Origin of the sequence: Phycicoccus sp. Soil802 (genome assembly GCF_001429605.1) — a bacterium.
Classification (GTDB): Bacteria; Actinomycetota; Actinomycetes; order Actinomycetales; family Dermatophilaceae; genus Pedococcus.
Map to the genome: position 1 here is coordinate 99,301 of NZ_LMSS01000003.1, position 24,441 is coordinate 123,741.

The following is a 24,441-nucleotide window of genomic DNA, read 5'->3' on the forward strand; positions in this document are numbered from 1 at the left end:
CAGCCGAGCGGGTGAAGTCAGTGGACCCCGCCGATGCGGGCCGACAGCGTGGCGGCGGCACGGGACACCGCGGCGACGAGCCTGGCGCGCTCGGTCTCGTCGACGCCGTCGCGAGGGAAGGTCAGGGCGACGCCTGCGACGGGGTGGCCGGTGTGGTCGAGGACGGCCTGGGCCACCGAGGAGAGGCCGGCACTCACCGAGTCGTCCTCGGTGGCGTAGCCGCGGGTGCGGACGGCGGTCAGCTCGCGGCGCAGCTCGCTGACCGACGTCGGCCCGTGGCCGTCGCGCTGGACCAGGGCGTCGCGGTGCGGGAAGAGGGCCCGTACCTGCGCGGCCGGCAACCGCGCGAGCATGGCCAGCCCACTGGCGGTCAGCGTCGCCGGCAGCCGGACGCCGACGTCGGTGACGAGCAGCGGGCGTCCGGGGGCGCGCTCCTCGATGACGTAGAGGACGTCGCGGCCGTGCAGGACGGCGAGGTGGGCGTTGTGGGTGGTCTGGTCGACCAGCCGCCCGAGCAGCGGCCGGGCGATGCGCTGCAGCGGCGCCTGCCGCTGGTAGGCCGAGCCGAGCTCGAAGGCGGCCACGCCCAGCCCGTAGCGACGCTCCTCCTCCAGGTGCGTGACGAAGCCGGCGTCCCTCAGCACCGCGAGCAGGTGGTACGTCGTCGAGCGGGGCAGGCCCAGCTCGCGCGCGATCGAGCCGGCGGGGAGCGGCTCGGTGTGCCGGGCCAGCAGGGTGAGCAGGGTCAGGGCGTGCCGGGCGGCGGGTGCGTTGGCCACCTCCGCAGTGTCTCAGGTGCGAGACGGTGCGGTATGCAGTGCCGTCAGGCGCGGGTGACCAGCACCCCGTCCTCGTCGGCGAACAACCGCTGCCCCGGCGCGAAGTCGACGCCTCCGAAGCTGACGACGACGTCGCGCTCGCCGACCCCGTCCTTGGCGCTTTTGCGCGGGTTCGAGCCCAGCGCGAGCACGCCCAGGGGCAGCTCGCGCAGGGCGGCGACGTCGCGCACCGCGCCACGGATCACGACGCCGGCCCACTCGTGGGCGACCGCGCTGGCGGCGATGAGGTCACCCATCAGGGCCGACTCGAGCGAGGCGCCACCGTCGACGACCAGCACGCGCCCGGCACCCGGCTCGGCCAGGGTGGCCTTGACCATCGCGTTGTCACGGTGGCAGCGGATCGTCGTGAGCTCGCCCTCGAACGAGAGGTGGCCCCCGTAGTGCCGGAGCTGGAGGGAGCAGGACTGGAGCTCCTCGCCCCGCTCGTCGTAGAGGTCGGCCGTCGACACCGTGCCCATCAGCTGGCCGTCACTCCTTGGGGGCCTTGACCGCGAGCACGGGTGCCTCGGCCTCGAGCAGCACGGTCTGGGCGGCGCTGCCCATGATCAGCTTGCCCACCGGCGTGCGACGTCGCAGGCCTATGACGATCAGCTCGGCGTTCGTCTCCTCCGCAACCCGGAGCAGCTGGTCGGCCGGGTCGCGGGCCTCGATCGCCTGGGCGACCTCGTGCTCCACCCCCGACGCGTCCAGCTTGGCCTTGACCGCGTCCCAGTCGGCCGCCGAGGCGTACCGCGGGTCGACGAGTGCGTCGCCGCGACTGACGTTGAGCACCACGAGGCGGGTGCCCCGCAGGGTGGCCTCCTCGATCGCGCGGTCGAGGGCCGCTTGACCCTCTGGGCGGGGCACGTAGCCCACGACGATCGCCATGGTCACTGACCTTCCTGGTTGGCGGACTGGGGGGTCAGGTGCGGCACGTGGTGCGTGCCGTCGCCGTCGCCGTCCCCGGCCCGGCTGGAGCGGATGCGGTCGATGACCACCGGCGCCACGACCAGGATGACCGCGATGACGTAGACCGTCACCGAGAACGGCGTGTTGACGAGCCCGGAGAGCTGGCCGTCGCTGATCTGCAGGGCCTGGCGCAGCTGGTACTCCGCGACCGGTCCGAGGATGATGCCGATGATCGCGGGCACCACGGGGAGGCCGTACCGGCGCATGAAGAACCCGAGGATGCCGATGATCAGCAACAGCCACAGGTCGAAGGCCGACGTGTTCGTGGCGTAGGCGCCGATGCTGGCGAAGAACAGGATGCCCGAGTAGAGGTAGGGGCGGGGGATGTTCAGCAGCTTGGCCCAGACGGTCGCCAGGGGCAGGTTGAGCGCGAGCAGGATGGTGTTGCCGATGAACAGGGACGCGATGAGCGCCCACACCAGGTCCGCGTGGTCGCTCAGCAGCCGCGGACCCGGGTCGATGCCGTAGCTCTGGAAGGCGCCCAGCATGACGGCAGCGGTCGCGGTCGTCGGGATGCCGAGGGTCAGCAGCGGGACGAGCCCACCAGCCGCAGAGGCGTTGTTGGTCGCCTCAGGGCCCGCGACGCCCTCGATGGCGCCGTGGCCGAACTCCTCGGGGTGCTTGCTGAGCTTGCGCTCCAGCGCGTAGGACAGGAACGTCGGGATCTCTGCGCCACCGGCGGGGATCGCGCCGAACGGGAAGCCGATCGCGGTGCCCCGCAGCCACGGCTTCCAGGAGCGGCGCCAGTCCTCCCGGCCCATCCGGGCGCCGTCGACCTTCACGACCTCGGCGTGTCCGCGACGCAGGTGGGCCGCGACCCACAGTGCCTCGCCGACGGCGAACAGCCCGACCGCCACGACGACGACGTCGATGCCGTCGGCCAGCTGCGGGATGCCGAGGGTGAGTCGCTGCTGACCGCCGGCGGACCGGTCGATCCCGATGGTGCCGATGAGCAGGCCGATGCCCAGCGAGGCGAGCCCGCGGATCTTGGACGACCCCAGCACGGTGGTGACCGCGATGAAGGCCAACAGCATGATGGCGAACTTGTCCGGGGCCCCGAGCTTGATCGCCAGCTTGACGATCTCCGGCGCCAGCAGGGCCAGGCCGAGCGTGCCGATCGTGCCGGCGATGAAGGACCCGATGGCAGCCGTGGCGAGGGCTGCCGCTCCGCGACCCCTCTTGGCCATCTTGTTGCCCTCGATGGCGGTGATGACCGACGCGCTCTCGCCGGGGGTGTTGAGCAGGATCGAGGTGGTCGAGCCGCCGTACATGCCGCCGTAGTAGATGCCGGCGAACATGATGAACGCCTGGGTCGCCTCGAGGCGCAAGGTCAGCGGCAGGAGCAGGGCGATGGTCATGGCCGGGCCGATGCCGGGCAGCACACCGATGGCGGTACCGAGCACGACGCCGATCACGGCGTAGAGCAGGTTCACCGGCGTGAGGGCGGTGCCGAAACCGTCGATGAGGGCGTTGATGCCGTCCATCACAGAATTCCCTTCAGCAGGCCGACGGGGAGCTTGATGTCCAACCCGAGGAAGAACAGGTACCAGGACCCCACGGACAGCAGGATCGAGATCAGGGCCATCCGCACGTAGTGCCGAGCGCCGAGGGCGAAGGTCGTCCCGAAGAACAGGATCGCGCCTGAGATCGGCCAGCCCACGCGCTCGATGAGCAGCGCATTGGCCACGAACGCCCCGACCAGGAGTCCGATGGTGCGCCAGTCGCTGCCGTGCGAGAGGTCGACGTCCTCGCCGCCCTCCGCCTCTCCGCGTCCACCGCGCGCCAGGTCGATCACGAGCAGCACGGCCATCGCGACCAGGAGCACGCCGACGACGATCGGCATGGTCTTGGCGCTGACCGGCCCGCGTGAGGCCGTGTCGGTGAGGCTCAGGCCGTCGACGATGGCCCAGCCGCCGAGGACCAGCAGGAGGAGGGCCACCCCGTACTCGGAGCGGCCCTCCTTCTGCGTGGCCGTTGCCGTTGGCGTGGAAGACATCAGGCCAGGCCCAGTTCCTTGAGGATGCTGGAGACGCTCTCGTTCTGGGCGGTGAGGAAGGTCTTGAACTCGTCACCGGTCTGGAACGCGTCGGTCCAGCCCTGCTTGGCCAGGGTGTCCTTCCACTGCTGGCTACCGTGCATGGCGGTCACGAGGTCGACGTACTGCTTCGTCTTGGCCTCGCTGAGCCCGGGAGGGCCGACGATCCCGCGCCAGTTGGTGAACTCGAGGTCGACACCGAGGCTCTTCAGCGTCGGGGCGTCCACGCCCTCCACCGGCTCCGCGCTGGTCACGGCGAGGATCTTCACGTCACCCGACTTGGCCTGCTCGGCGACCTCGCCGATGCCGGTGGCTGCGAACGCCACCTTCTTGCCGAGCACGCCGGTGAGCAGCTCGCCGCCACCGTCGTACGCGACGTAGTTCACGTCCTTGGGCGTGACGCCCACGGCCTTCGCGAGCAGCATCGGGGTGAGGTGGTCCGGGCCGCCGGGGTTGGAGGCGCCGCCCACGGGCAGCTTGCCCGGGTTGGCCTTCCAGGCGGCGACGAGCTTGTCGAGGGTGTCGTAGGGGGAGCCCTTCGGCACGACGATGGCCTCCGACTCCTCGATCAGCTTGGCGATCGGGACGGTGTCGTTGAGGGTGGCCTTCGACTTGTTCGTGTAGACGGCCCCGACGACGCCGAGCCCCATCTGCATGAGGATGTCGTCGTTGCCCTTTTCGTTGACGAGCCGCTGCAGCCCGACCGTGCCACCCGCACCGGCGGAGTTGAACACCTCGATGCTCTCGGCGAGCTTGGCGTCCTGCATGGCCTTGGCCGCGAGGCGGGCCGTCGTGTCGTAGCCGCTGCCGGGGGAGTTGGGGACGAGGATCCGCAGACCCTTGACGGGTCCGGAAGAGCTGCTGGCGTCGGACGACGCGTCGTCGCCGCTCACGCCACAGGCGCTGAGGGCGAGACCGGCGACCGTGGCGGCTGCCACGATCTTGATGGGGGTCCGTACACGCACGGGAGACTCCTTTGTCTGAGGGGTGTTCGTGGCACACGGTGCCCGGCTGTGGGCCTGCTGTCACGGTTAGGTGCGCAAACTCTGTTTCGTCCTTTGTGCTCACGGGCTGCTGGCCCGACGGCGGCCGCCCCGACACAATCAGGGTGTGGAGGTTCGATGGCGCGCCCGGCTGGCGGCTCGACGCTGGCCGTGGCAGCGTCGCTGGACGCTGGCCAGCCGCATGCTCGCGATGCAGCTCGGGATCGTCTGCGTCGTCCTCGTGGGGGTGGCCGCGGTCTCGCTCGCGCAGTCCGACGCCAGGGCACGCGACACCGAAGGCCGTCGCGCGCTGGCGATCGCGGAGCGTCTTGCCGTGACTGCGGGGGTGCGCGAGGCAGCCGCGTCGGGTGGCCGGGAGTACCTGGGCCAGGCCACGTCGGTGGTGGAGTCGGGCCGCACCTTCTCCAGCTCGACCACGGTGCTCCTGGCGCTTCGTGACCGACGGGTGATCGCTTCGAGCGACGCGCTGCCGCGGGCCCCGCTCTACCTCCAGGAGACCGATGCCTTCGACGGACGGTCGTGGGTGGGGACCGAGCAGGGCACCGGTGCGGCCTTCGCCATGGCGCCGATCATCAACGTCGACAACCGCGAGACCGATGGCGTGGTGGCCGTCGTGCGGGCCTACCCCTCCGTCCTCGACAACCTCGCTGCTGCGGTGCCGAACCTGTTGACCTACCTGGGGATCGCGAGCCTGCTCGGCGTCGCCGGGTCGCTCCTGCTGGCCCGTCGCGTCAAGCGCCAGACCCTCGGCCTCGAGCCGCGTGAGATCGCCGGACTGGTCGAGCAGCGCGAGGCCCTGCTCCACGGCATCAAGGAGGGCGTCCTGGCCGTCGACCTCGACCACCGGATCACGATGGTCAACGACGAGGCGGCGCACCTGCTCGGCATACCCCTCACCTCCGGGGGCCGCACGCTCCAGGAGGTCGACGCCACCGGACGGGCTGCGCTGATCTTCACCGAGGCGGTCGAGCTCACCGACCACGTCATGCCCGTGCGCGGCCGGGTGCTGACCGTCAACCGGATGCCGGTCCGCAGCCGCGGGCGACACATCGGCTGGGTGGCCACGATGCGCGACCGCACCGAGATGCTCGAGCTGCAGCGCGAGCTCGACCTCACCAAGAGCACCACCGACACGCTGCGCGCGCAGGCCCACGAGTTCAGCAACCGGATGCACGTCGTCAGCGGGCTGATCGCGCTGGAGGAGTACGACGGTGTGCGCAACTACGTCCGCCAGATCACTGACGACTCCACGACCCTGACCACGAATGTCGTGACGCGGGTGCAGGATCCGGCCGTCGCAGCGCTGCTCATCGCCAAGGCGAGTCAGGCGACGGAGCGCGGGGTGGACCTCGTCGTCGACCCGTCCAGCGACGTGCCCCAGCTCGACGACGCGCTCGCGGCCGACGTCAACACCGTGATGGGGAACCTCATCGACAACGCCTTCGACGCTGCGGCGGGCAGTGACTCGCCCACCGTGCGGGTGGCGCTGGCGCACACCGGGGAGGCCGTCACCGTGACGGTGCGGGACAGCGGCCCGGGCGTCGACTCGACGATCGGCGAGATGGTCTTCGACCGCGGCTTCACCACCAAGTCGACGGCCACTGCCCAGGAGCGCGGGATCGGCCTCGCGATCGTCCGCGTGATCTGCCGCAACCGTGGCGGCGACATCGTGGTCGGCAACGACGAGGGTGCGGTCTTCGTGGCGACCCTGCCGGTGCTGCTCGGTCAGGGCGTCTCGTGATCTCGGTGCTCGTCGTCGACGACGACTTCATGGTGGCGCGCCTGCACTCCAGCGTCGTCGCCCGTGAGGAGGGCTTCGAGGTCGCCGGCATCGCCAGCACCGGCAAGGACGCCCTGCGGGCGGTCGAGGCCACCCGGCCCGACCTCGTGCTGCTCGACATCTACCTCCCGGACATGACCGGACTGGAGGTGCTGCGTCGGTTGCGGGAGGGCGGCAGCGAGGACCTGGACGTGATCGTCATCAGTGCCGCCCGCGACCTCGACACACTGCGAACCGCCTTGCGCGGCGGCGTTTTCCACTACCTCGTGAAGCCCTTCGAGATCGAGTCGCTCCAGCAAAGACTGCGTGAGTATGCCGTGCACCGGGCCGAGCTGGATGACCTCACCGAGGTGGGTCAGGAAGACGTGGACCGGGTGTTCCGGGCCGGGGCCGTCGTCCGGTCCGGGGTAGGCCTGCCCAAGGGCATCAGCCCGGAGACCACCGACCTCGTGCTGCAGGCGCTCGAGGCGGCCGACGAGGACGGTCTCTCCGCCACCGAGTGCGCCGAGTCCACCGGGCTGTCACGCAGCAGCACCCGGCGCTACCTCGAGCACCTGGTGTCGGTGGGCCGGGCCGAGATGCGGCCGCGCTACGGCGCCGCGGGTCGGCCTGAGCGGCGCTACCGGCTGCGCTGAACGCCGTTTTGCCAAGGATCCAGCGTCAGTCGGACCGGTCGAGCCGGTCCGCGATGGCGTTGAGCGCGGTGTCGCGGGCCGCGAGGACGTGTGCCTCGGCGAGTGCGCGAGCCCGCTCCGGGTCGCGCGTCACCAGGGCCTCGAGGATCTGGCGGTGCTCGGCCAGGGCGGCGGTGCGACGCTCCTGCGACTGGTTGGTGAAGGCGCGGTAGCGAGCCATCTGGCCGTCGACCTGGGCGTGCAGCCTGGACGCCCACCCGTGCCCGGCGATGTCGCCGATGGTCAGGTGGAAGTCGTGGCCGGCGTTCATCGCGTCGGTCGGCAGGTCGACCAGCGCGGCGTTGCGCTCGACCAGGCCGCGCAGGGTGGCGACGCCGTCGTCATCGAGCCGACTCGCGGCCTCGGCCGTCATCAGCCCCTCCAGGGAGGCCCGCACCGAGTAGAGCTCCTCGATCTCGCGGGCGCTCAGCGGACGGACCACCATGCCTCCGGTCGGGAGCTGGTCGAGCAGGTCCTCGGCGAGCAGCAGCCGCAGCGCCTCCCTCAGGGGGGTGCGGCTGACCTGCATGCGGGTGGCGAGCTCGGGCTCGAACAGGCGCTGCCCCGGCTTGAGCTCGAGGTCGAGGATCTGCCGGCGCAGCTCGGTGTAGACGAGCTGTCCGCCGGACGCCCGGCGCGGGCGGTCCACCATCTGGTCTCCGTTCTCGATCTAGTTGCATACTTGTATACAAGTATGCTTTCCTCTCCTCAGTCTTGCACAGCCGAACCGAGGAGGACGAGTGGACTTCGCAGCGAGCGACCTGTCGCGGTTCGCCACGGACGTGCTGGTCGCGGAGGGAGTCCCCGAGGCCGACGCCGCCCTGCTGGCCGACTCGCTCGTCACGGCCGAGCTGTGGGGTCACGCCTCGCACGGCATGCTCCGGCTGCCCTGGTACGTCACCCGCCTGCGGTCCGGGGCGATGGAGCGCACCACCGCAGCCGAGGTGGTCCGCGACGGTGGCGCGGTAGTGGTGCTCGAGGGGGGCCACGGCATCGGCCAGGTGCTGACCCAGCGGGCGGTCGAGCTCGGGATCGATCGCGCCCGCGTCCATGGCATCAGCGGGGTGGCCATCCGCAACTCCGGTCACTTCGGCACCGCCGCGTACTTCACCCGCCAGGCCGCCGAGGCGGGTTGCATCGCCCTTCTGATCACCAACGCCAGTCCTGCCATGGCCCCCTGGGGCGGCCAGGTCAAGGCGATCGGCACCAACCCCTGGTCCATCGCCGCCCCGGCCGGCCGCCACGGCGTGGTCGTGATGGACCTCGCCAACACGGCCGTCGCCCGCGGCAAGGTCTACCTCGCGGCCGAGCGCGGCGAGGCGATCCCCGAGGGCTGGGCGGCCACTGCAGACGGGACCCCGACCACCGACCCCGCCGAGGCCATCGCCGGCCTGATCCTGCCGATGGCCGGACCCAAGGGCTACGTCATCTCGTTCATGATGGACGTCCTCGCGGGCGTGCTCACGGGCAGCTCCTTCGGTGACGGGGTCGCCGGTCCCTACGACCCCGACCGCCGCAGCGGGGCCGGCCACCTGCTCATCACCATCGACGTCTCCGCCGTGTCCGACGCGGCCGAGTTCTCGGCCCGCATCGAGGCCCTGGTCGACCAGACCCGCGGGGGTGAGCTCGCCGCCTGGGCGGACGAGATCCTCGTCCCCGGCGAGCTCGAGGACCGCACCCGAGCGCGGTTGGCCGCACACGGCATACCCCTGGCTGCCACCACGCGGGACGCGCTGGCGACGCTCGGCCGGGAGGCCCGCGTCGCCCTGCCTGCCCCGCTCACCCCGACTGGACCGGAGGTCCTCGCATGATCGCCCTCGTCGTCTCCCTCGACGTCGTCCCCGGCCGCCTCGACGAGTTCTCCGAGGCCATCGCCACCAATGCCGAGCGGTCGTTCACCGACGAGCCGGGCTGCCTCTACTTCGACGTGGTGCAGGACCTGGCCGACGACCACCACTTCGTGTTCTACGAGCTCTACGCCGACGAGGAGGCCGTCACCGCCCACCGCGCCGCTCCGCACTTCGCGCAGTGGCGGGCTGCTGCCGACCGGTGCGTCGTGCCGGGCAGCCAGGTGAACACCCTTGCCGCGCACCGGTTCCACCACTCGCAGGGGGAGTCGTGAAGCTCCTCGTCCTGCCCGGTGACGGCATCGGTCCGGAGATCACCGACGCCACGGTCGCGGTGCTCGGGGCGCTCGACGACCAGCTCGGGCTCGGCCTCGAGCTCGAGCAGCGCGACATCGGGCTGGCCTCCCTGGCGGCCGTCGGCACGACCCTGCCCGACGACGTGGTGGCCAGGGTGACCGAGGTCGACGGCACCGTCCTCGGCCCGGTCTCGCACTACGACTACCCGGCCCGCGACCAGGGCGGGATCAACCCGTCCGCCGAGCTGCGGACGCGGTTCGCGCTGCACTCCAACATCCGCCCCTGCCGCTCCGTGGACGGGTTGAGCGTGCTGCGCACCCCGATGGACCTCGTGATCGTCAGGGAGAACACCGAGGGGTTCTACGCCGACCGCAACATGTATGCCGGTAGCGGCGAGTTCATGCCCGACGAGGACTCGGCGTTCTCGATCCGCAAGGTCACGGCACAGGCGTCCCGACGGGTGGCCAGGACCGCGTTCACGCTGGCCCGCTCCCGGCGCCGACACGTCACCGCGGTGCACAAGGCCAACGTCCTCAAGCTGTCGGACGGCCTGTTCCTGCGGTGCGTCCGCGAGGTCGCCGAGGAGTTCCCCGACGTCGAGCTCCGTGAGCTGATCGTCGACGCGGCTGCCGCCAGGCTGATCCGCGACCCCGGGTCGTTCGACGTCGTGGTGACCACCAACATGTTCGGCGACATCCTCAGCGACGAGGCCTCCGAGCTGTGCGGCAGCCTGGGCCTCGGTGGGGCGGTCAACGCCGGCGACGGGATCTGTGTCGCGCAGGCCCAGCACGGGTCGGCCCCCGACATCGCCGGGCAGGGGATCGCCAACCCGGTCTCACTGATCCTCTCGGCGGGCATGCTGCTCGACTGGCACGGTGCCCGCTCCGGGAGGCCCGAGCTGCGCGGCGCGTGGGACCACCTCGACCGCGCCGTCACCTCCGTCGTCGCCGACCCCGCCACCCGCACCCGCGACCTCGGCGGCTCCCTCGGCACCGCCGACTTCACCCGCGCCCTCATCGACGCACTGACCCACATGACGCCGACCCAGATGGCACCGACCCAGGAGGTCTCCCGTGGCTGACCAGCCGCTCGCCCCCAACCTGCTGATCCGACCCGACGCGGTCCGTCCGTTCGACCGCGGCAACGGCGTCGTCACGATCCCGTACGTCGGGAAGTGGAACTGCGAGACCAACCGGGTCACGACCGGTCAGACGCAGTTCCAGCCCGGCACCGGCCTGCCTCTGCACAGCCACAACGTCGAGGAGTCGGTGCTCGTCCTCGAGGGCGAGGCGGTTGCCGAGATCGGCGAGGAGCGTTTCGACCTCGAGGCCGGCGAGGCGACCTGGGTGCCGGCTGGCATCCCGCACCGGTTCTACAACCGCGGGGAGGGCGTCATGCGGATCTACTGGGTCTACGGCGGCCGCGACGTGACCCGCACGATCACCGCGACGGGAGAGACCTTCGAGCACCTCTCGGAGAGCGACCGTGGGGGGTTGAGCACCCCGTGAGCGCCGACGTCACCACCACCGGCACGGTCTCGACCAGCACGGTCACGACCACCAACCCCGCCGACGGGACCACGCTGGCGAGCTATCCGTCGATGGGTCCCGCCGAGGTCGAGCAGGCTGTCGCGCTCGGTGCCGACGCGGCCCGCGGCTGGGGCCGGGTCCCCGTCGCCGACCGCGCGGCGCTGCTCACCCGGTTCGCCGCCCACCTGCGCGCCGACGCCGAGCGGTATGCCGCCCTGGTCACCGCGGAGATGGGCAAGCCCTTGGCGCAGGCGCGGGGAGAGGTCGAGAAGTCGGCGGTCACCGCCGACTACTACGCTGCGAGGGCCGCGACGATCCTGGCTCCGCGAGAGGTCGAGATCGACTCTCCCGCAGGGGTTTCCGCTTTCGTCACGCCCGAGCCCCTGGGTCTCGTGCTGGCCGTGATGCCGTGGAACTTCCCGGTCTGGCAGGTGATGCGGTTCGCGATCCCCACCCTGGCGGCCGGCAACGGTGTGCTGCTGAAGCACTCGCCCAACGTCACCGGGACGGCCTTGGCCCTGGCCGAGGCGTTCGAGCGGGTCGGCTTCCCCGCCCACCTCGTGACGGCCCTGGTCCTGGTCGAGGACGACGTGCCCGACACCGTCGGCGGGCTGATCGCCGACGACCGGGTCGCCGCCGTCACCCTCACCGGCAGCAACCGGGCCGGTGAGATGGTCGGCGCTGCCGCAGGTCGCGCGTCCAAGCGGTCGGTCCTGGAGCTCGGCGGGTCCGACGCGTTCGTGGTCCTCTCCGACGCGGATGTCCCGGCCGCCGCGGCGGCTGCCGTGGGGGCCCGCTTCACGAACTCCGGCCAGAGCTGTGTCTGTGCCAAGCGGTTCGTCGTCGAGGCGCCCGTGGCTGAGGAGTTCACCAGGCTGTTCCTCGAGGGCGTCGAAGCCCTGTCCGTCGGCGACCCGACCGACCCGGCCACCAGCGTGGGACCGCTCGCGCGCGGCGACCTGCGCGCCGCCCTCCAGCGGCAGGTCGACCAGTCGGTCGCGGCCGGAGCCACGCTGGCGGCCGGCGGGCACAGCATCGACGGCCCCGGGTCCTTCTACGAGCCGACCGTCCTGCTCGACACCGGACCCGGCATGCCGGCCTTCGACGAGGAGACCTTCGGCCCGGTCGCGGCGATCGCCGTGGCCGCCGACGAGGACGAAGCCGTCCGGCTGGCCAACGCGACGCCGTACGGGCTGGGGCTCAGCGTCTGGAGCCGGTCCACCGAGCGGGCCCTGGGGGTCGCCCGCAGGGTCACCTCCGGAGCTGCCTTCGTCAACGCGGTCGTCGCCTCCGACCCGAGGGTGCCCTTCGGTGGCACGAAGCGCAGCGGCTACGGTCGCGAGCTCGCCGAGGCCGGCATCCTCGAGTTCACCAACCAGCGCACCTACTGGGTGTCCGCCTGACCGGTCAGCTGCTCGCCGACCAGTCGTGCCAGTCCGCGGGGAGCTCGAGCCGCCGGAACGCCTCGGTCGCCGTCGCCGGCACCTCGAGGGTGCGCCAGGTCGTGCCGCCGTCGCTCGAGGCGACCAGGACCACGCCCTTGGGCAGCCGCTCACCGTCGTTTCCCGACTCGGGCATCCGGTAGAAGGCCAGCACACCCTTCTCCCTGGTGTCCGCGGGTGCGAACACCGTGTCGGTGCTGGTGGGGAGCGCGTGCTCCTGGACCTGGCCTCGGCCGTCGACCCAGACCGCGCGGTGGCCCGTCACCCCCCACAGGAGGGTGTCCTGGGTCGGTGCCCAGCGGGCGACGGGCACGTCCATGCCCATCAGCCGCCGGTTCGCCACGTCGACCACGCACAGCGCACCGGACCCGCAGGCCACCACGTCCGTGCCGGGGCGCGCGGGCAGCAGCGTGCTCGTGCGCACGTCCCGCAGGGCAACCGGGTCGCGCAGGTCCGCCCGCAGGATCATCGGCGGGACCCCCTCGCGGGACAGGTCGACGTAGAAGGCACCGCCCGGCAGTGCGTCGTAGCTCTCGTACTGCGACAGCCCCCACATGTGCCGGCTGCTCCGGCCGCCCTGGGTGACCTCGACCGCCACCTCGCAGTCGACGCTGTTGAAGCTCGGCACGAGGCTGCGGCAGCGAGTCCACACCCTGGCCTCGGCGCCCGCGTCGTCGGGCGAGCGCAGGGTCCGCAGGAGCGTCGACCGGGGGTGGCCGACCACCTCGTCCACGGTCAGGAAGTCCACGGCGCCTCGCACGACGTCCGTCGTGCCGGTCCGGTCGGTCGGTGGGGTCGCCTCGCGGTGACCGCCCGAGGTCGTCACCACGGCTGCCAGGGCCACCACAGCCGCGCACGTGATGCTCGCGACGGCGGCCGAGCGGCGGCGACGTCGGCCGGCCACGGCGACCAGCTCGGCGAAGTCGGGGGCCGCGACCTGGTCGGCGACCCGGCGCAGGTCCATGAGGTCAGACATGTTCGGACTCCTCCCTCAGCAGCTCCGCCAGGGCGGCACGGGCCCTGGAGAGCCGCGACTTGACGGTGCCCTCCGGGATGTCGAGCTCGGCGGCCACCTGGGTCGTCGACAGGTCGGCGACGTAGTGCAGGACTGCCGTGAGCCGCAGGTCGTGGGGCAGCTGGGCGAGTGCGGTGACCAGGGCCACGTGGTCGGGAGTCAGCTCCACCGCCCCCGGTCCGCCCGGCGCCGGCACCCGCACGCGACGGACGACACCCAGGTGGCGCCACCCGTTGCGGACGTGGTTCACGGCGACGGTGCGCAGCCAGGCCTCCGGGTTGTCGACCCTGGCGAAGTGGGCACCCTGCCGGATGGCCTTGATGAACGCCTCCTGCACGGCGTCCTCGGCCTCGGCCAGGTCGCCGCAGACGCCGAGCAGCTGCACGACGAGCCGCTGGTATGACGCGTCGTAGACCCGGCTCACGACCTCGTGACGCTCCATGGCACCTCGGCTCCGTCCTCAGTCCGATGTTGACATCCTGACGACACCTGGGGGAGTGGTTCGGTTCGCGTCCACCGCGCCCGAGTCTCTCCACGCGTCTCGCATCCGAGACGGTATGCCGCGTGCGCGGGGCGCGCTGGCGGCATACCTCCGCTGCAATGGAGGCATGACCACCACTGCCACCTCCGTGCCGACGGTCACCGTCGGCACCGGCCCCATCTCGTTCGACGACGTCGTGGCGGTCGCCCGCCATGACGCCCGGGTCGAGATCTCTCCGGAGTCGCTCACCGAGGTGCGCCGCACCCGCGCCGTGATCGAGGCGCTGGCCGACGACACGGTCGCGCACTACGGCGTCTCCACCGGGTTCGGCGCCCTGGCCACCCGGCACATCCCCGTCGAGCTGCGGGCCCAGCTCCAGCGGTCGCTGGTCCGCTCGCACGCGGCGGGCTCCGGCGCGGAGGTCGAGCGAGAGGTGGTGCGGGCCCTCATGCTGCTGCGCATCTCGACGCTCGCGACCGGCCGCACGGGCATCCGCGAGGAGACCCTGACGACCTACGTCGGGATGCTCAACGCCGGCATCACCCCGGTGGTCCACGAGTACGGCTCGCTCGGCTGCTCGGGCGACCTCGCCCCGCTGTCGCACTGTGCGCTGGCGCTGATGGGCGAGGGCGTCGTCCGCGACGCCGAGGGTGTGCGGATGCCGACCAGCGAGGCGTTCGCCGCGGCCGGGATCACGCCGGTCGAGCTGCGCGAGAAGGAGGGCCTGGCCCTCATCAACGGCACCGACGGCATGCTCGGCATGCTCGTCCTCGCGATCACCGACCTGCGGATGCTGCTCAAGGTCGCCGACGTCACCGCAGCGATGAGCGTCGAGGGCCAGCTCGGCACGGACGACGTGTTCGCCGCGGACCTGCACGCGCTCCGTCCCCAGCCCGGTCAGGCGCTGTCCGCCGCGAACCTGCGAAAGATCATGCAGGACAGCGGGATCCGTGACAGCCACCGTGACCCGGAGGCGTGCACGCGGGTCCAGGACGCCTACTCGCTGCGGTGCTCACCGCAGGTGGCGGGCGGGGTCCGCGACACCGTCGAGTATGCCGCGACCGTCGCCGGCTTCGAGCTCGCCTCCGCGGTCGACAACCCGGTGGTGACGCCCGACGGCCGGGTCGAGTCCAACGGCAACTTCCACGGGGCGCCGGTCGCCTACGTGCTGGACTTCCTCGCGATCGTCGCAGCCGACCTGGCGTCGATCTCCGAGCGTCGCACTGACCGCTTCCTCGACGTGTCGCGCAACCACGGGCTGCACGCGTTCCTCGCTGACGACCCCGGCGTCGACAGCGGCCACATGATCGCCCAGTACACCCAGGCCGCGATCGTCTCGGAGATGAAGCGGCTCGCCGCACCCGCGTCGGTCGACTCGATCCCCTCCAGCGCGATGCAGGAGGACCACGTGTCGATGGGGTGGTCGGCGGCGCGCAAGCTGCGCCGCTCGGTCGACGGGCTCACCCGGGTGCTGGCGGTCGAGCTGCTCACGGCGGCCCGCGCCCTCGACCTGCGGGCTCCGCTCACCCCCGCGCCCGCCACGGCGGCGGTCGTGCAGGCACTGCGCGACGCCGGCGCCCCCGCACCGGGCACCGACCGCTTCCTCGCCCCGGAGATCGAGACCGCGGTCCAGCTCGTCGCCACCGGTGCGGCGGTCGCAGCAGCAGAGTCCGTCACCGGCCCCCTCAACTGACACCACGGCATACCCGACTCGTCGAAAGCACTCAAGGAGAACGACATGGAAGGCGCTCGCCCCGTCCGCTCACCCCGCGGCACCCAGCTCACCCACGCCACCCACTGGGGCGCCGAGGCGCCGCTGCGGATGCTCATGAACAACCTGGACCCAGAGAACGCCGAGCGTCCTGACGACCTCGTCGTCTACGGCGGCACGGGACGGGCGGCTCGCGACTGGAAGTCGTTCGACGCCATGGTGCGCACGCTGAGCACGCTCAAGCAGGACGAGACGATGCTCGTGCAGAGCGGGCGCCCGGTCGGCGTCATGCAGACCCACGAGTGGGCGCCCAGGGTGCTCATCGCCAACTCCAACCTGGTTGGCGACTGGGCAACCTGGCCGGAGTTCCGCCGGCTCGAGCACCTCGGGCTGACCATGTACGGCCAGATGACCGCCGGCTCGTGGATCTACATCGGCACCCAGGGCATCGTCCAGGGCACCTACGAGACCTTCGCCGCCATCGCCGAGAAGAAGTTCGGCGGCACGCTGGCCGGCACGCTGACCCTCACCGGCGGCTGCGGCGGCATGGGTGGGGCCCAGCCGCTCGCAGTGACCATGAACGAGGGCGCCTGCCTGATCGTCGACGTCGACGAGACCCGCCTGCGCCGCCGGGTCGAGCACCGCTACCTCGACGAGGTCGCCGACTCCCTCGACGACGCGATCGAGAAGGCCGTGGCCGCCAAGAACGAGCGCCGGGCCTGGTCCGTCGGCGTCGTGGGCAACGCCGCCGAGGTCTTCCCCGAGCTGCTGCGCCGGGGCGTGCCGATCGACATCGTCACCGACCAGACCAGCGCGCACGACCCGCTGTCCTACCTGCCCGAGGGGATCGAGCTGGGCGACTGGCACGAGTACGCGGAGAAGAAGCCGGAGGAGTTCACCGACCGGGCCCGTGCGTCGATGGCCAAGCACGTCCAGGCCATGGTCGAGTTCCAGGACGCCGGCGCCGAGGTCTTCGACTACGGCAACTCGATCCGCGACGAGGCCCGGCAGGGCGGGTACGACCGGGCGTTCGAGTTCCCGGGCTTCGTGCCGGCCTACATCCGGCCGTTGTTCTGTGAGGGCAAGGGCCCGTTCCGCTGGGCCGCCCTCTCCGGCGACCCGAAGGACATCGCGGCCACCGACAAGGCCGTGCTGGACCTCTTCCCCGACAACGACCGGCTGCACAAGTGGATCCGCGGCGCGCAGGAGCGGATCGCGTTCCAGGGCCTGCCGGCCCGCATCTGCTGGCTCGGCCAGGGTGAGCGCGACAAGGCGGGGCTGGCGTTCAACGAGCTGGTCCGCACCGGCGAGGTGAGCGCACCCATCGTCATCGGTCGCGACCACCTCGACACCGGGTCCGTCGCGAGCCCCTACCGCGAGACGGAGGCCATGCTCGACGGTTCCGACGCCATCGCCGACTGGCCGCTGCTCAACGCCCTCGTCAACACCTCCTCCGGCGCCAGCTGGGTGTCGATCCACCACGGTGGTGGCGTCGGCATCGGCCGCTCGCTGCACGCCGGCCAGGTCTCCCTCGCCGACGGCACCGAGCTCGCCGCCCAGAAGCTGGCTCGCGTGCTCACCAACGACCCGGCGATGGGTGTCATCCGGCACGTCGACGCGGGCTACGACATCGCCGAGCGCACCGCGCAGGAGCAGGGCGTCCGCATCCCGATGCGGGAGGGCTGACCGGCCCACCCGGAGCGACCAAGGGGCGGCCCCGAGTTGCCGGGGTCGCCCCTCCGGCGTACACCTGAAGGACCGGGTGCAGTGCTGGAGGGGCGATGCGACACGTCTTGGGGAAGTCGATAACGGTTGTCCTGGCGGCACTGACGGCGGTGACGGTGGTCGGCGCCAGTCCCCCGACGGCGGTCGCGGACACGGTCTGTGACCGCATGGACCGGGCCACCTGGCACGTCGCGCGTCCGGACACCGGCGCCAGTCTCCTGACGCCGTGGGCGGACGAGGCCACCAAGGCGGCCGCCTACGGCTTCACCGACCCGCAGGGCACCCCCTTCCGCTCCTCCGTCACCCCGCGGGTCGGACTGGTGGCAGTGGACCGGATGTTCAGCTCCCGCATCAACGACTTCCAGTGGGTGGTCGACGGGTCGACCGCCCAACGCGAGGCGCTGGCCGCGGGCTATGCCGACCAGGGCCCCGGCTTCTACGCCTCCGGGTTGCGGGTCCCCGGCTGCACCCGGGCGATCGCCTCCTTCGTCCGCCAGGGCCGACACCGCTACGCGCCGGCCGCCGAGGCCCCCGCCTTGCTGGCCGCCGGGTGGGTGCGGGTCCGCACTGCCTTCCACACGCCCCTGATCGAGCCGTCGACCGCGCCCCCCGCCGATCCGGTCTTCACCTTCGCCGTGATGCCCGACACCCAGAACGAGGTGAACAGCACGGACATCCGCTTCCCGAAGCGGGTGGACTGGCTGGTCACGAACCGCGCCCTCCTCGACCTCAGGTGGGTCCTGCACAGCGGCGACCTCCAGAACTGGGACACCCCGGCGCACGAACAGTTCGCGAACATGAGCAGGTGGATCGAGACCCTCGAGGCGAACGGCCTGCCCTTCCTCGCGGTGCCGGGCAACCACGACACCGCAGCGGTCTGTCCGGGCGGGTCGGCGTGCCCGAACGCCAACACCAACGTCACGGTGCGCGACACCAGGACCTGGAACGCGTACTACCCGCCCTACCGGTTCGGGCTGCAGGGCGTCTACGAGACCGGCAAGTCGGACAACGGCTGGCGCACCTTCTCGGCGGGCGGGGTGGGGTGGCTGGTGCTGGACCTCGAGCTCTGGCCGCGCACCGGGGTGATCGACTGGGCGAAGAACGTCGTGGCCACCCATCCCCACCACAACGTCATCGTCGTGACGCACTCCTTCCTCACGTCGAAGGGAGCCATCTCCGCGAGCAACGGTGGCTACGGTGCGACCGCCCCGACGACCCTGTGGGCGGCGCTCGACGACTTCCCCAACGTCGTGATGTTCTTCAGTGGGCACGTCGGCCAGGCCTTCAACACCTCGGCCACCGCGGTCGACGGCCACAAGGTGGCGATGTTCCTGCAGACCATGCACGCCCCGTACACCAACCCCGTCCGGCTCGTCACCGTCGACACCAAGGCCCGCACCATCCACACCTGGGTGCGGTCCAACGTCGACCGCTCCTACCCCGTCGGCCAGCAGGACGTCACCCGCGTCTACCCCTACACCGCGACCATCTCCCTCATGCGCTGGGTGCGCTGAGTCGCATCCGTCACCAAGCGTCACCGGGCGCTCCTCCGGACGGCGTATGCCGGGTGGTGACCACCCGGCATACGCTGGCTCGACGGGGCGGTGCAACTGAGGTGGGGTGACCGGCATGGGGCGAGCGGGGAGGGGGCGACGCGCGCTCGGGCTCGGCGCCCTGACCTGCGCCCTCGCCCTCATGACCGTCGGGTGCACGACTCCGGAGCCTCCGAGGAGCCCGGGCACCACGGCGACGGCCGCGCCCACCGGCACCGCTGCGGTGTCCGGCACTCCGGCACCCACGGCGGAGCCGCTCCCTCCGGTCGCCGACCCGGCCACGACCTTCTCGTTCGCCGTCATCCCGGACACCCAGCCCGAGGTGAAGGCCGACGACCCACGCACCGACAAGCGGGTCGCGTGGCTCCTCGCCCACCGTGAGCAGCTGAACCTCCAGTGGGTGCTGCACAGCGGTGACGTCCAGGACTGGGACACCCCGGACCACCAGCAGTGGGTGAGCATGAGCACCCGGTTCGCGGCCCTGGCGGCGGCCGGCCTCCCGTTCATCGCGGCGCCCGGCAACCACGACACAGCGGCCGTGTGCGAGGGCGGCTCGGCGTGCCCTGGGGCGGACACTGCGGTGACGGTACGCGACACGACGCTCTGGAACAGGTACTACCCCCCGTCCTACTTCGGCTTCGAGGGACTGGCCGAGCCGGGCAAGTCTGACAACGGCTTCCGCACGTTCCGGGCCGGTGGTGACGACTGGCTCGTCCTCAGCCTCGAGATCTGGCCGCGGCAGCAGGTCGTCGACTGGGCCAAGGGCGTGGTCGCCGCACACCCGCACCACAACGTCATCGTGCTGACGCACATGTTCCTGGAGGGGGACGGGTCGATCTCCACGACCAACGGCGGCTACGGCGCGACCACCCCGACCCAGCTGTGGGATGCGCTCAAGGGCTACCCCAACGTCGTCATGACCTTCTCGGGTCACACGGGTCAGGTCTTCTCCGGCTCGGTGCCTGCCCCCGATGGCCACCGCGTGGCGATGTTCCTGCAGGCCATGCACGCCCCCGACACCAACCCGGTCCGCATCGTCACCGTGGACACCACCGCCGGGACCATCACGACGCAGGTGCGGTCCAGCTTCGACCGCTCCAAACCCCTGGGACAGCAGGACGTCGAGGAGGTCTACCCCTACTCGACGACGATCACCGGGATGCGCTGGGTGCGTCCCTAGGCGGGTTCGGTGACGTCGGCGACCTGCGCGTCCAGGGCCCGGAGCACGTCGTCGGAGTGCGCGGTCGCGGCCACGCCGTGGGCCCCGGCGCCGATCGAGATCAGGCGCCCGGTGACGGTCGTGTCCGCGACGACCGGGAGCGCGGTGGTCGAGCCGAACGGCGTGATCGTGCCGCGCTCGTAGCCGGTCACCTCCTTGGCGACGGCCGCGTCCGGCATCGACATCCGGTTGACGCCCAGCAGCGCCCGCAGCTTGGGCCACGAGATCTCCCGGCCGCCCGGCACCAGGACGAACAGGAAGTCGTCCTCGGCGCGCCGCACCACCAGGGTCTTGATGATGTCCTGCGGCTCGACGCCCCGCGCTGCGGCCGCCTCCTCGAGGGAGCCGACCCGACCGTGACGGGTCAGGGTGTGCTCGATCCCGCTGGCGGCCAGGGCGGCCGCGGCCCGCGCCTCGCCCTCGGTCGGGATGCCGTCCCGGGTGGGGTCGGAGCCGGTGTCCTGGGTCATGTCGCCATGCTAGGTTCCCGGCGCAGGTTGCGTCTGCCGGGCACCGGTCTGGGATCCGAGACGCAATGCCCGGAGTCCTGCCGTGCGACGGCGGTCCCTGGTGTGGAATGGTCTCGGTGCCGGTTGAGCAGAGCGTCGAGTGGACCTCGCCGTCGGCGCGGCAGAGCTGAGAGGACACCGTGAGCTTCGAGTCGATGTGGTCTGACCTGCATCCGGTCGGACGCAGCGCCCAGAGCGGCGGCTACCGCCGGTTCGCGTGGACCCGCGAGGACCACGACCTGCGCGAGTGGTTCGCGGGGGAGTGCGCGGCGCGCGGGCTCGACCTCACCGAGGACCGGATGGGCAACCAGTGGGCGTGGTGGGGAGACCCTGACTCGGCCGCGGCCAAGGGGGACAAGGGCGTCGTCACGGGCTCCCACCTCGACAGCGTGCCGGACGGTGGCGCCTTCGACGGCCCGCTCGGGGTCGTCAGCGCCCTCGCGGCGGTGGACGCGTTGCAGGCCAACGGGTTCCAGCCCTCCAGGCCGATCGGTGTCGTCAACTTCGTCGACGAGGAAGGTGCCCGGTTCGGGGTCGCCTGCGCCGGCTCACGTGTCATCACCGGAGCCATGACCGCTCGCCGCGCGCGCAGCCTCACCGACGCCGACGGCACGACGATGGCCGACGCGCTCAAGGCGGCCGGGCGCGACCCGCACCAGATCGGTCGGGACGACGACGCGCTGCGGCGGATCGGCAGCTTCGTCGAGCTGCACGTCGAGCAGGGCCGTGGGCTCATCGACCTCGACCACCCCATCGCGGTCGGCAGCGACATCTGGCCGCACGGGCGGTGGCGGCTCGACTTCGCCGGCGAGGCCAACCACGCGGGCACGACCAGGCTCGAGGACCGGCACGACGCGATGCTCGGGTATGCCGCCGCGGTGCTCGCCGCCCGCGAGGCCGCCATCACCCACGGGTGCGTCGCCACCATCGGCAAGGTAGCCGTGACGCCCGGTGGCGTCAACGCGATCCCCAGCGCCGTGACCGGCTGGCTCGACGCCCGGGGCGCCAGCCCGCGCGCGGTCCGTCGCGCGGTCTCCGACATCACCGCGATGGTCGAGCAGTCGGGCGGCAAGATCACGCAGGAGTCCTGGACCCCGTCCACGCCGTTCGACACCTCGCTGAGCGCGCGGCTGGGCACCCGGCTCGGCGGCATACCGGTGCTCGGGACGGGGGCCGGGCACGACGCCGGCATCCTCGCGAACGCCGGCATCCCGACCGCCATGCTCTTCGTCCGCAACCCCACCGGCGTCTCGCACTCCCCGGAGGAGTTCGCCGAGACGTCCGACTGCCTCGAAGGGGTCGCGGCCCTCACCGCGGTGCTCGAGGACCTCGCCGGGGACGCAGCATGACGACCTACTGGGCGGAGCACGCCTGGCTGCCCACGGGACTGGCGACCGATGTGCGGTTCGACGTCGTCGACGGCGTCTTCGCGGGGGTGCACCGCCGCGCGAGGGCGGAGGCCGGTGACGTCCGCCTGCACGGGGTGGTCCTGCCCGGGCTGGCCAACGCGCACAGCCACGCCTTCCACCGCGCGCTGCGCGGCCGCACCCACGGCGACGGCGGCAACTTCTGGACCTGGCGCCAGCAGATGTATGCCGTCACGCGGCACCTCACGCCGGACACCTACCTCGCCCTCGCCCGGGCGGTCTTCGCCGAGATGGTGCTGTCCGGCACCACGGTTGTCGGGGAGTTCCACTACCTGCACCACGACCTGGCGGGGCGGCCCTACGCCGACCCCAACGCGATGGGCGAAGCAGTCATCGAGGCCGCCCGCGAGGCCGGCCTGCGGCTGACGCTCCTCGACACCTGCTACCTCGCCGGGGGCCTGTCGGGCGACGGGCACCTGCCCCTCGACGACGTGCAGCGGCGCTTCACCGACGGGGACGTCGACCGGTGGGCGGCCCGCGTCGCCGCGCTCAGCCCCGACGCGACCACCCGCATCGGGGCGGCGGTCCACTCGGTGCGCGCCGTGCCCCGCGACGACCTGCGCGCGATGGCCGAGGTCACCCGCGGTCGGATCGTGCACGCCCACGTGAGCGAGCAGCCGGCTGAGAACCTCGCCACCCAGATGTTCTACGGCGCCACCCCCACCGAGCTGCTCGACGAGGCGGGGCTGCTGGGCGACCGGTTCAGCGCGGTCCATGCCACCCACCTGTCCGACCACGACATCCAGCTGCTCGGTGGGTCGTCGTCGACCGCGTGCTTCTGCCCCACGACCGAGCGCGACCTCGCGGACGGCATCGGCCCGGCCCGTGCGTTGGCGGAGGCCGGTGCCCGGCTGTCGCTCGGCTCCGACCAGCACGCCGTGATCGACCCGTTCGAGGAGATCCGGGGGCTCGAGATGCACGAGCGACTGGCGAGCAACGAGCGCGGCCGCTTCACCCCCGACGAGCTGATGACCGCCGCCTCGGTGGACGGCTACCGCAGCCTCGGGTGGCAGGACGCCGGGCTCATCGCCGACGGCGCCGCCGCCGACTTCGTCGTCGTGCGTACCGACACGGTCAACACCGCGGGTGCCAAGGCGGGCCAGATCCTCTACAGCGCAACCCGATCCGATGTCGACACCGTCGTCGTCGGCGGGCAGGTGGTGGTCGAGTCCGGCCGCCACCGGCTCGGTGACGTGGCGGCCATGCTCGGCAAGGCGCTGTCCGACGTCAGGGACCACCAGTGAGCAGCACCGTCGTCACCGGCATCGGCGAGCTCGTCACCTGCGACGGGACCACCCCCGACGGCCTGGGGCTGCGTCACGGCGCCGCCGTCGTCGTGGAGGACGACCGGATCGTCTGGGTCGGCTCGTCCTCGGAGGCGCCGGCGGCCGACCGCGCCGTCGACGTGGAGGGTCGCGCGGTGCTGCCCGGCTTCGTCGACTCCCACGCGCACCTGGTGTTCGCCGGCGACCGCGGTGACGAGTTCGCCGCCCGCATGGCCGGCACGCCCTACGACGGGGGCGGGATCGGGGTTTCCGTCGCGGCGACCCGCGACGCCTCGGACGACGAGCTGCGGTCCCTGGTCGCGGGCCGGGTCGCGGAGATGCGCGCCCAGGGCACGACGACCGTCGAGATCAAGAGCGGCTACGGGCTGACCGTCCAGGACGAGGCGCGGGCGCTGCGCATCGCCCGCGAGTTCACCCCCGAGACCACGTTCCTCGGCGCCCACGTGGTGCCCCGCGAGTACGCGGGTGACCGCGCGGCATACCTGGAGCTGGTCACGGGGCCGATGCTGGAAGCAGCAGCTCCGCACGCGAGGTGGGTCGACGTCTTCTGCGAGCCGCACTCCGCGCACGCCTTCACCGAGGACGAGGCGCTGGCCGTCCTCGTCGCCGGACGGCACGCAGGGCTCGAGCTGCGCGTGCACGGCAACCAGCTCGGCCACGGACCCGGCGTGCGCCTCGCCGTCGAGCTGGGGGCGGCCAGCGTCGACCACTGCACCTACCTGTCCGACGCGGACGTCGAGGCACTCGCCGGAGCGGCGGACACGACGGTGGCGACCCTGCTGCCGGGGGTCGAGTTCTCGACCCGCTCGCCGTACCCGGACGCGGCGGCCCTGCTGCGGGCCGGGGTGTCGATCGCCCTCGCGACCGACTGCAACCCGGGCACCTGCTACTCGTCGTCGATGCCGTTCGTCATCGCGCTCGCCGTGCGCGAGATGGGCCTGACGCCGGGTCAGGCCGTGCTCGCGGCGACCGTCGGCTCGGCGAAGTCGTTGCGCCGCACCGACATCGGTCGCATCGAGGTCGGGGCGCGCGCTGACCTGACCGTGCTCGACGCGCCGTCCCACGTGCACCTGTCCTACCGCGCCGGGGTCCCGATCGCCCGGGCGCTCGACCTCTAGCG

General features: G+C 71.9%; 24 protein-coding genes. 14 read left to right on the forward strand and 10 right to left on the reverse strand.

From position 1 onward, the window contains the following. Positions 1 to 17 precede the first annotated feature (17 nt). Genes ASG91_RS07005 through ASG91_RS07030 form a run of 6 tightly spaced genes read right to left on the reverse strand, consistent with a single transcriptional unit; the run spans position 18 to position 4,787 of the window. Positions 18 to 779 (reverse strand): IclR family transcriptional regulator, encoded by a 762-nt coding sequence (locus tag ASG91_RS07005; protein WP_056921931.1) that lies wholly within the window; start codon positions 777 to 779, stop codon positions 18 to 20. A 44-nt stretch (positions 780 to 823) separates the two neighbouring features. Beyond that, complete coding sequence (gene rraA / locus ASG91_RS07010; protein WP_056921932.1) at positions 824 to 1,297, reverse strand: ribonuclease E activity regulator RraA; 474 nt, start codon at positions 1,295 to 1,297, stop codon at positions 824 to 826. Positions 1,298 to 1,307: 10 nt separating this feature from the next. Beyond that, the gene (locus tag ASG91_RS07015; RefSeq protein ID WP_056921933.1) at positions 1,308 to 1,706 is read right to left on the reverse strand and encodes a universal stress protein; all 399 of its coding nucleotides are present in this window, start codon (positions 1,704 to 1,706) and stop codon (positions 1,308 to 1,310) included. Between the two features lie 2 nt (positions 1,707 to 1,708). Beyond that, the gene (locus ASG91_RS07020; protein WP_082592258.1) at positions 1,709 to 3,271 is read right to left on the reverse strand and encodes a tripartite tricarboxylate transporter permease; all 1,563 of its coding nucleotides are present in this window, start codon (positions 3,269 to 3,271) and stop codon (positions 1,709 to 1,711) included. Next, positions 3,271 to 3,783: a tripartite tricarboxylate transporter TctB family protein gene (locus ASG91_RS07025; protein WP_056921934.1), complete on the reverse strand. Its 513-nt coding sequence runs from the start codon at positions 3,781 to 3,783 to the stop codon at positions 3,271 to 3,273. The genes ASG91_RS07020 and ASG91_RS07025 overlap by 1 nt, the downstream gene beginning before the upstream one ends. Continuing rightward, on the reverse strand, positions 3,783 to 4,787 hold the full coding sequence (locus ASG91_RS07030; RefSeq protein WP_056921935.1) for a tripartite tricarboxylate transporter substrate binding protein: 1,005 nt from the start codon (positions 4,785 to 4,787) through the stop codon (positions 3,783 to 3,785). Before ASG91_RS07030 ends, ASG91_RS07025 begins: the two co-directional genes overlap by 1 nt. Positions 4,788 to 4,932: 145 nt before the next feature. On the opposite strand from ASG91_RS07030, the gene ASG91_RS07035 reads away from it, so the two are divergent. Next, complete coding sequence (locus ASG91_RS07035) at positions 4,933 to 6,567, forward strand: ATP-binding protein (RefSeq protein ID WP_371262034.1); 1,635 nt, start codon at positions 4,933 to 4,935, stop codon at positions 6,565 to 6,567. Beyond that, the gene (locus ASG91_RS07040) at positions 6,564 to 7,241 is read left to right on the forward strand and encodes a response regulator (protein ID WP_200961253.1); all 678 of its coding nucleotides are present in this window, start codon (positions 6,564 to 6,566) and stop codon (positions 7,239 to 7,241) included. Before ASG91_RS07035 ends, ASG91_RS07040 begins: the two co-directional genes overlap by 4 nt. Positions 7,242 to 7,266: 25 nt before the next feature. Here ASG91_RS07040 and ASG91_RS07045 read toward each other — a convergent pair whose 3' ends face one another. Next, on the reverse strand, positions 7,267 to 7,932 hold the full coding sequence (locus tag ASG91_RS07045) for a GntR family transcriptional regulator (protein ID WP_056921937.1): 666 nt from the start codon (positions 7,930 to 7,932) through the stop codon (positions 7,267 to 7,269). 88 nt (positions 7,933 to 8,020) lie between these two features. Between ASG91_RS07045 and ASG91_RS07050 the strand changes: the two genes are divergently transcribed. The 5 genes from ASG91_RS07050 to ASG91_RS07070 are packed head-to-tail and all read left to right on the forward strand — an operon-like array spanning position 8,021 to position 12,356. After that, on the forward strand, positions 8,021 to 9,091 hold the full coding sequence (locus ASG91_RS07050) for an Ldh family oxidoreductase (RefSeq protein ID WP_056921938.1): 1,071 nt from the start codon (positions 8,021 to 8,023) through the stop codon (positions 9,089 to 9,091). Beyond that, positions 9,088 to 9,402 (forward strand): putative quinol monooxygenase, encoded by a 315-nt coding sequence (locus ASG91_RS07055; RefSeq protein ID WP_056921939.1) that lies wholly within the window; start codon positions 9,088 to 9,090, stop codon positions 9,400 to 9,402. The genes ASG91_RS07050 and ASG91_RS07055 overlap by 4 nt, the downstream gene beginning before the upstream one ends. Continuing rightward, positions 9,399 to 10,505 (forward strand): isocitrate/isopropylmalate dehydrogenase family protein, encoded by a 1,107-nt coding sequence (locus tag ASG91_RS07060; RefSeq protein ID WP_056921940.1) that lies wholly within the window; start codon positions 9,399 to 9,401, stop codon positions 10,503 to 10,505. The genes ASG91_RS07055 and ASG91_RS07060 overlap by 4 nt, the downstream gene beginning before the upstream one ends. Continuing rightward, positions 10,498 to 10,932, forward strand: coding sequence for a cupin domain-containing protein (locus tag ASG91_RS07065; RefSeq protein ID WP_056921941.1), 435 nt, complete (start codon positions 10,498 to 10,500; stop codon positions 10,930 to 10,932). The genes ASG91_RS07060 and ASG91_RS07065 overlap by 8 nt, the downstream gene beginning before the upstream one ends. Beyond that, positions 10,929 to 12,356 carry an aldehyde dehydrogenase family protein gene (locus ASG91_RS07070; RefSeq protein WP_056921942.1) on the forward strand — a complete coding sequence of 476 codons (1,428 nt, stop codon included), beginning with the start codon at positions 10,929 to 10,931 and terminating at the stop codon, positions 12,354 to 12,356. Before ASG91_RS07065 ends, ASG91_RS07070 begins: the two co-directional genes overlap by 4 nt. Positions 12,357 to 12,360: 4 nt before the next feature. On the opposite strand, the gene ASG91_RS07075 is transcribed toward ASG91_RS07070, so the two are convergent. Both ASG91_RS07075 and ASG91_RS07080 read right to left on the reverse strand, forming a co-directional pair. Continuing rightward, complete coding sequence (locus tag ASG91_RS07075; protein WP_056921943.1) at positions 12,361 to 13,371, reverse strand: hypothetical protein; 1,011 nt, start codon at positions 13,369 to 13,371, stop codon at positions 12,361 to 12,363. Beyond that, a complete protein-coding gene (locus ASG91_RS07080) occupies positions 13,364 to 13,852 on the reverse strand; it encodes an RNA polymerase sigma factor (RefSeq protein WP_056921944.1) in 489 nt (162 codons plus the stop codon). Before ASG91_RS07080 ends, ASG91_RS07075 begins: the two co-directional genes overlap by 8 nt. Positions 13,853 to 14,018: 166 nt before the next feature. Between ASG91_RS07080 and hutH the strand changes: the two genes are divergently transcribed. From hutH to ASG91_RS07100, 4 genes are all read left to right on the forward strand, one after another. Beyond that, positions 14,019 to 15,584 (forward strand): histidine ammonia-lyase, encoded by a 1,566-nt coding sequence (gene hutH / locus ASG91_RS07085; RefSeq protein WP_056921945.1) that lies wholly within the window; start codon positions 14,019 to 14,021, stop codon positions 15,582 to 15,584. A 45-nt stretch (positions 15,585 to 15,629) separates the two neighbouring features. Then, positions 15,630 to 17,288, forward strand: a complete 1,659-nt coding sequence (hutU, locus tag ASG91_RS07090) for a urocanate hydratase (protein ID WP_056921946.1) — start codon at positions 15,630 to 15,632, stop codon at positions 17,286 to 17,288. 206 nt (positions 17,289 to 17,494) lie between these two features. Further along, a complete protein-coding gene (locus tag ASG91_RS07095) occupies positions 17,495 to 18,841 on the forward strand; it encodes a metallophosphoesterase (protein WP_162257514.1) in 1,347 nt (448 codons plus the stop codon). A gap of 115 nt (positions 18,842 to 18,956) precedes the next feature. Then, entirely contained in the window at positions 18,957 to 20,060 is a 1,104-nt protein-coding gene (locus ASG91_RS07100) for a metallophosphoesterase (protein ID WP_162257515.1), read from the forward strand. On the opposite strand, the gene ASG91_RS07105 is transcribed toward ASG91_RS07100, so the two are convergent. After that, positions 20,057 to 20,569, reverse strand: coding sequence for an aminoacyl-tRNA deacylase (locus tag ASG91_RS07105; protein WP_056921949.1), 513 nt, complete (start codon positions 20,567 to 20,569; stop codon positions 20,057 to 20,059). The two genes, ASG91_RS07100 and ASG91_RS07105, sit on opposite strands and share 4 nt — an antisense overlap. 179 nt (positions 20,570 to 20,748) lie before the next feature. Between ASG91_RS07105 and ASG91_RS07110 the strand changes: the two genes are divergently transcribed. Genes ASG91_RS07110 through hutI form a run of 3 tightly spaced genes read left to right on the forward strand, consistent with a single transcriptional unit; the run spans position 20,749 to position 24,439 of the window. After that, the gene (locus ASG91_RS07110) at positions 20,749 to 21,957 is read left to right on the forward strand and encodes an allantoate amidohydrolase (protein WP_255358308.1); all 1,209 of its coding nucleotides are present in this window, start codon (positions 20,749 to 20,751) and stop codon (positions 21,955 to 21,957) included. Further along, positions 21,954 to 23,279 (forward strand): formimidoylglutamate deiminase, encoded by a 1,326-nt coding sequence (locus ASG91_RS07115; protein WP_056921950.1) that lies wholly within the window; start codon positions 21,954 to 21,956, stop codon positions 23,277 to 23,279. Before ASG91_RS07110 ends, ASG91_RS07115 begins: the two co-directional genes overlap by 4 nt. Continuing rightward, a complete protein-coding gene (gene hutI / locus ASG91_RS07120) occupies positions 23,276 to 24,439 on the forward strand; it encodes an imidazolonepropionase (RefSeq protein ID WP_056921951.1) in 1,164 nt (387 codons plus the stop codon). Before ASG91_RS07115 ends, hutI begins: the two co-directional genes overlap by 4 nt. The last annotated feature ends 2 nt before the right edge of the window (positions 24,440 to 24,441 follow it).

Bases quoted from the DNA above. Each gene is read 5' to 3' on its own strand.
- rraA (WP_056921932.1), bottom strand. From the start codon at position 1,297: ATGGGCACGGTGTCGACGGCCGACCTCTACGACGAGCGGGGCGAGGAG.
- ASG91_RS07095 (WP_162257514.1), top strand. From the start codon at position 17,495: ATGGACCGGGCCACCTGGCACGTCGCGCGTCCGGACACCGGCGCCAGT.
- hutU (WP_056921946.1), top strand. From the start codon at position 15,630: ATGGAAGGCGCTCGCCCCGTCCGCTCACCCCGCGGCACCCAGCTCACC.
- ASG91_RS07055 (WP_056921939.1), top strand. From the start codon at position 9,088: ATGATCGCCCTCGTCGTCTCCCTCGACGTCGTCCCCGGCCGCCTCGAC.
- ASG91_RS07015 (WP_056921933.1), bottom strand. From the start codon at position 1,706: ATGGCGATCGTCGTGGGCTACGTGCCCCGCCCAGAGGGTCAAGCGGCC.
- ASG91_RS07025 (WP_056921934.1), bottom strand. From the start codon at position 3,783: ATGTCTTCCACGCCAACGGCAACGGCCACGCAGAAGGAGGGCCGCTCC.
- ASG91_RS07105 (WP_056921949.1), bottom strand. From the start codon at position 20,569: ATGACCCAGGACACCGGCTCCGACCCCACCCGGGACGGCATCCCGACC.
- ASG91_RS07020 (WP_082592258.1), bottom strand. From the start codon at position 3,271: ATGGACGGCATCAACGCCCTCATCGACGGTTTCGGCACCGCCCTCACG.
- ASG91_RS07075 (WP_056921943.1), bottom strand. From the start codon at position 13,371: ATGTCTGACCTCATGGACCTGCGCCGGGTCGCCGACCAGGTCGCGGCC.
- ASG91_RS07045 (WP_056921937.1), bottom strand. From the start codon at position 7,932: ATGGTGGACCGCCCGCGCCGGGCGTCCGGCGGACAGCTCGTCTACACC.
- ASG91_RS07100 (WP_162257515.1), top strand. From the start codon at position 18,957: ATGGGGCGAGCGGGGAGGGGGCGACGCGCGCTCGGGCTCGGCGCCCTG.
- ASG91_RS07080 (WP_056921944.1), bottom strand. From the start codon at position 13,852: ATGGAGCGTCACGAGGTCGTGAGCCGGGTCTACGACGCGTCATACCAG.
- hutH (WP_056921945.1), top strand. From the start codon at position 14,019: ATGACCACCACTGCCACCTCCGTGCCGACGGTCACCGTCGGCACCGGC.
- ASG91_RS07115 (WP_056921950.1), top strand. From the start codon at position 21,954: ATGACGACCTACTGGGCGGAGCACGCCTGGCTGCCCACGGGACTGGCG.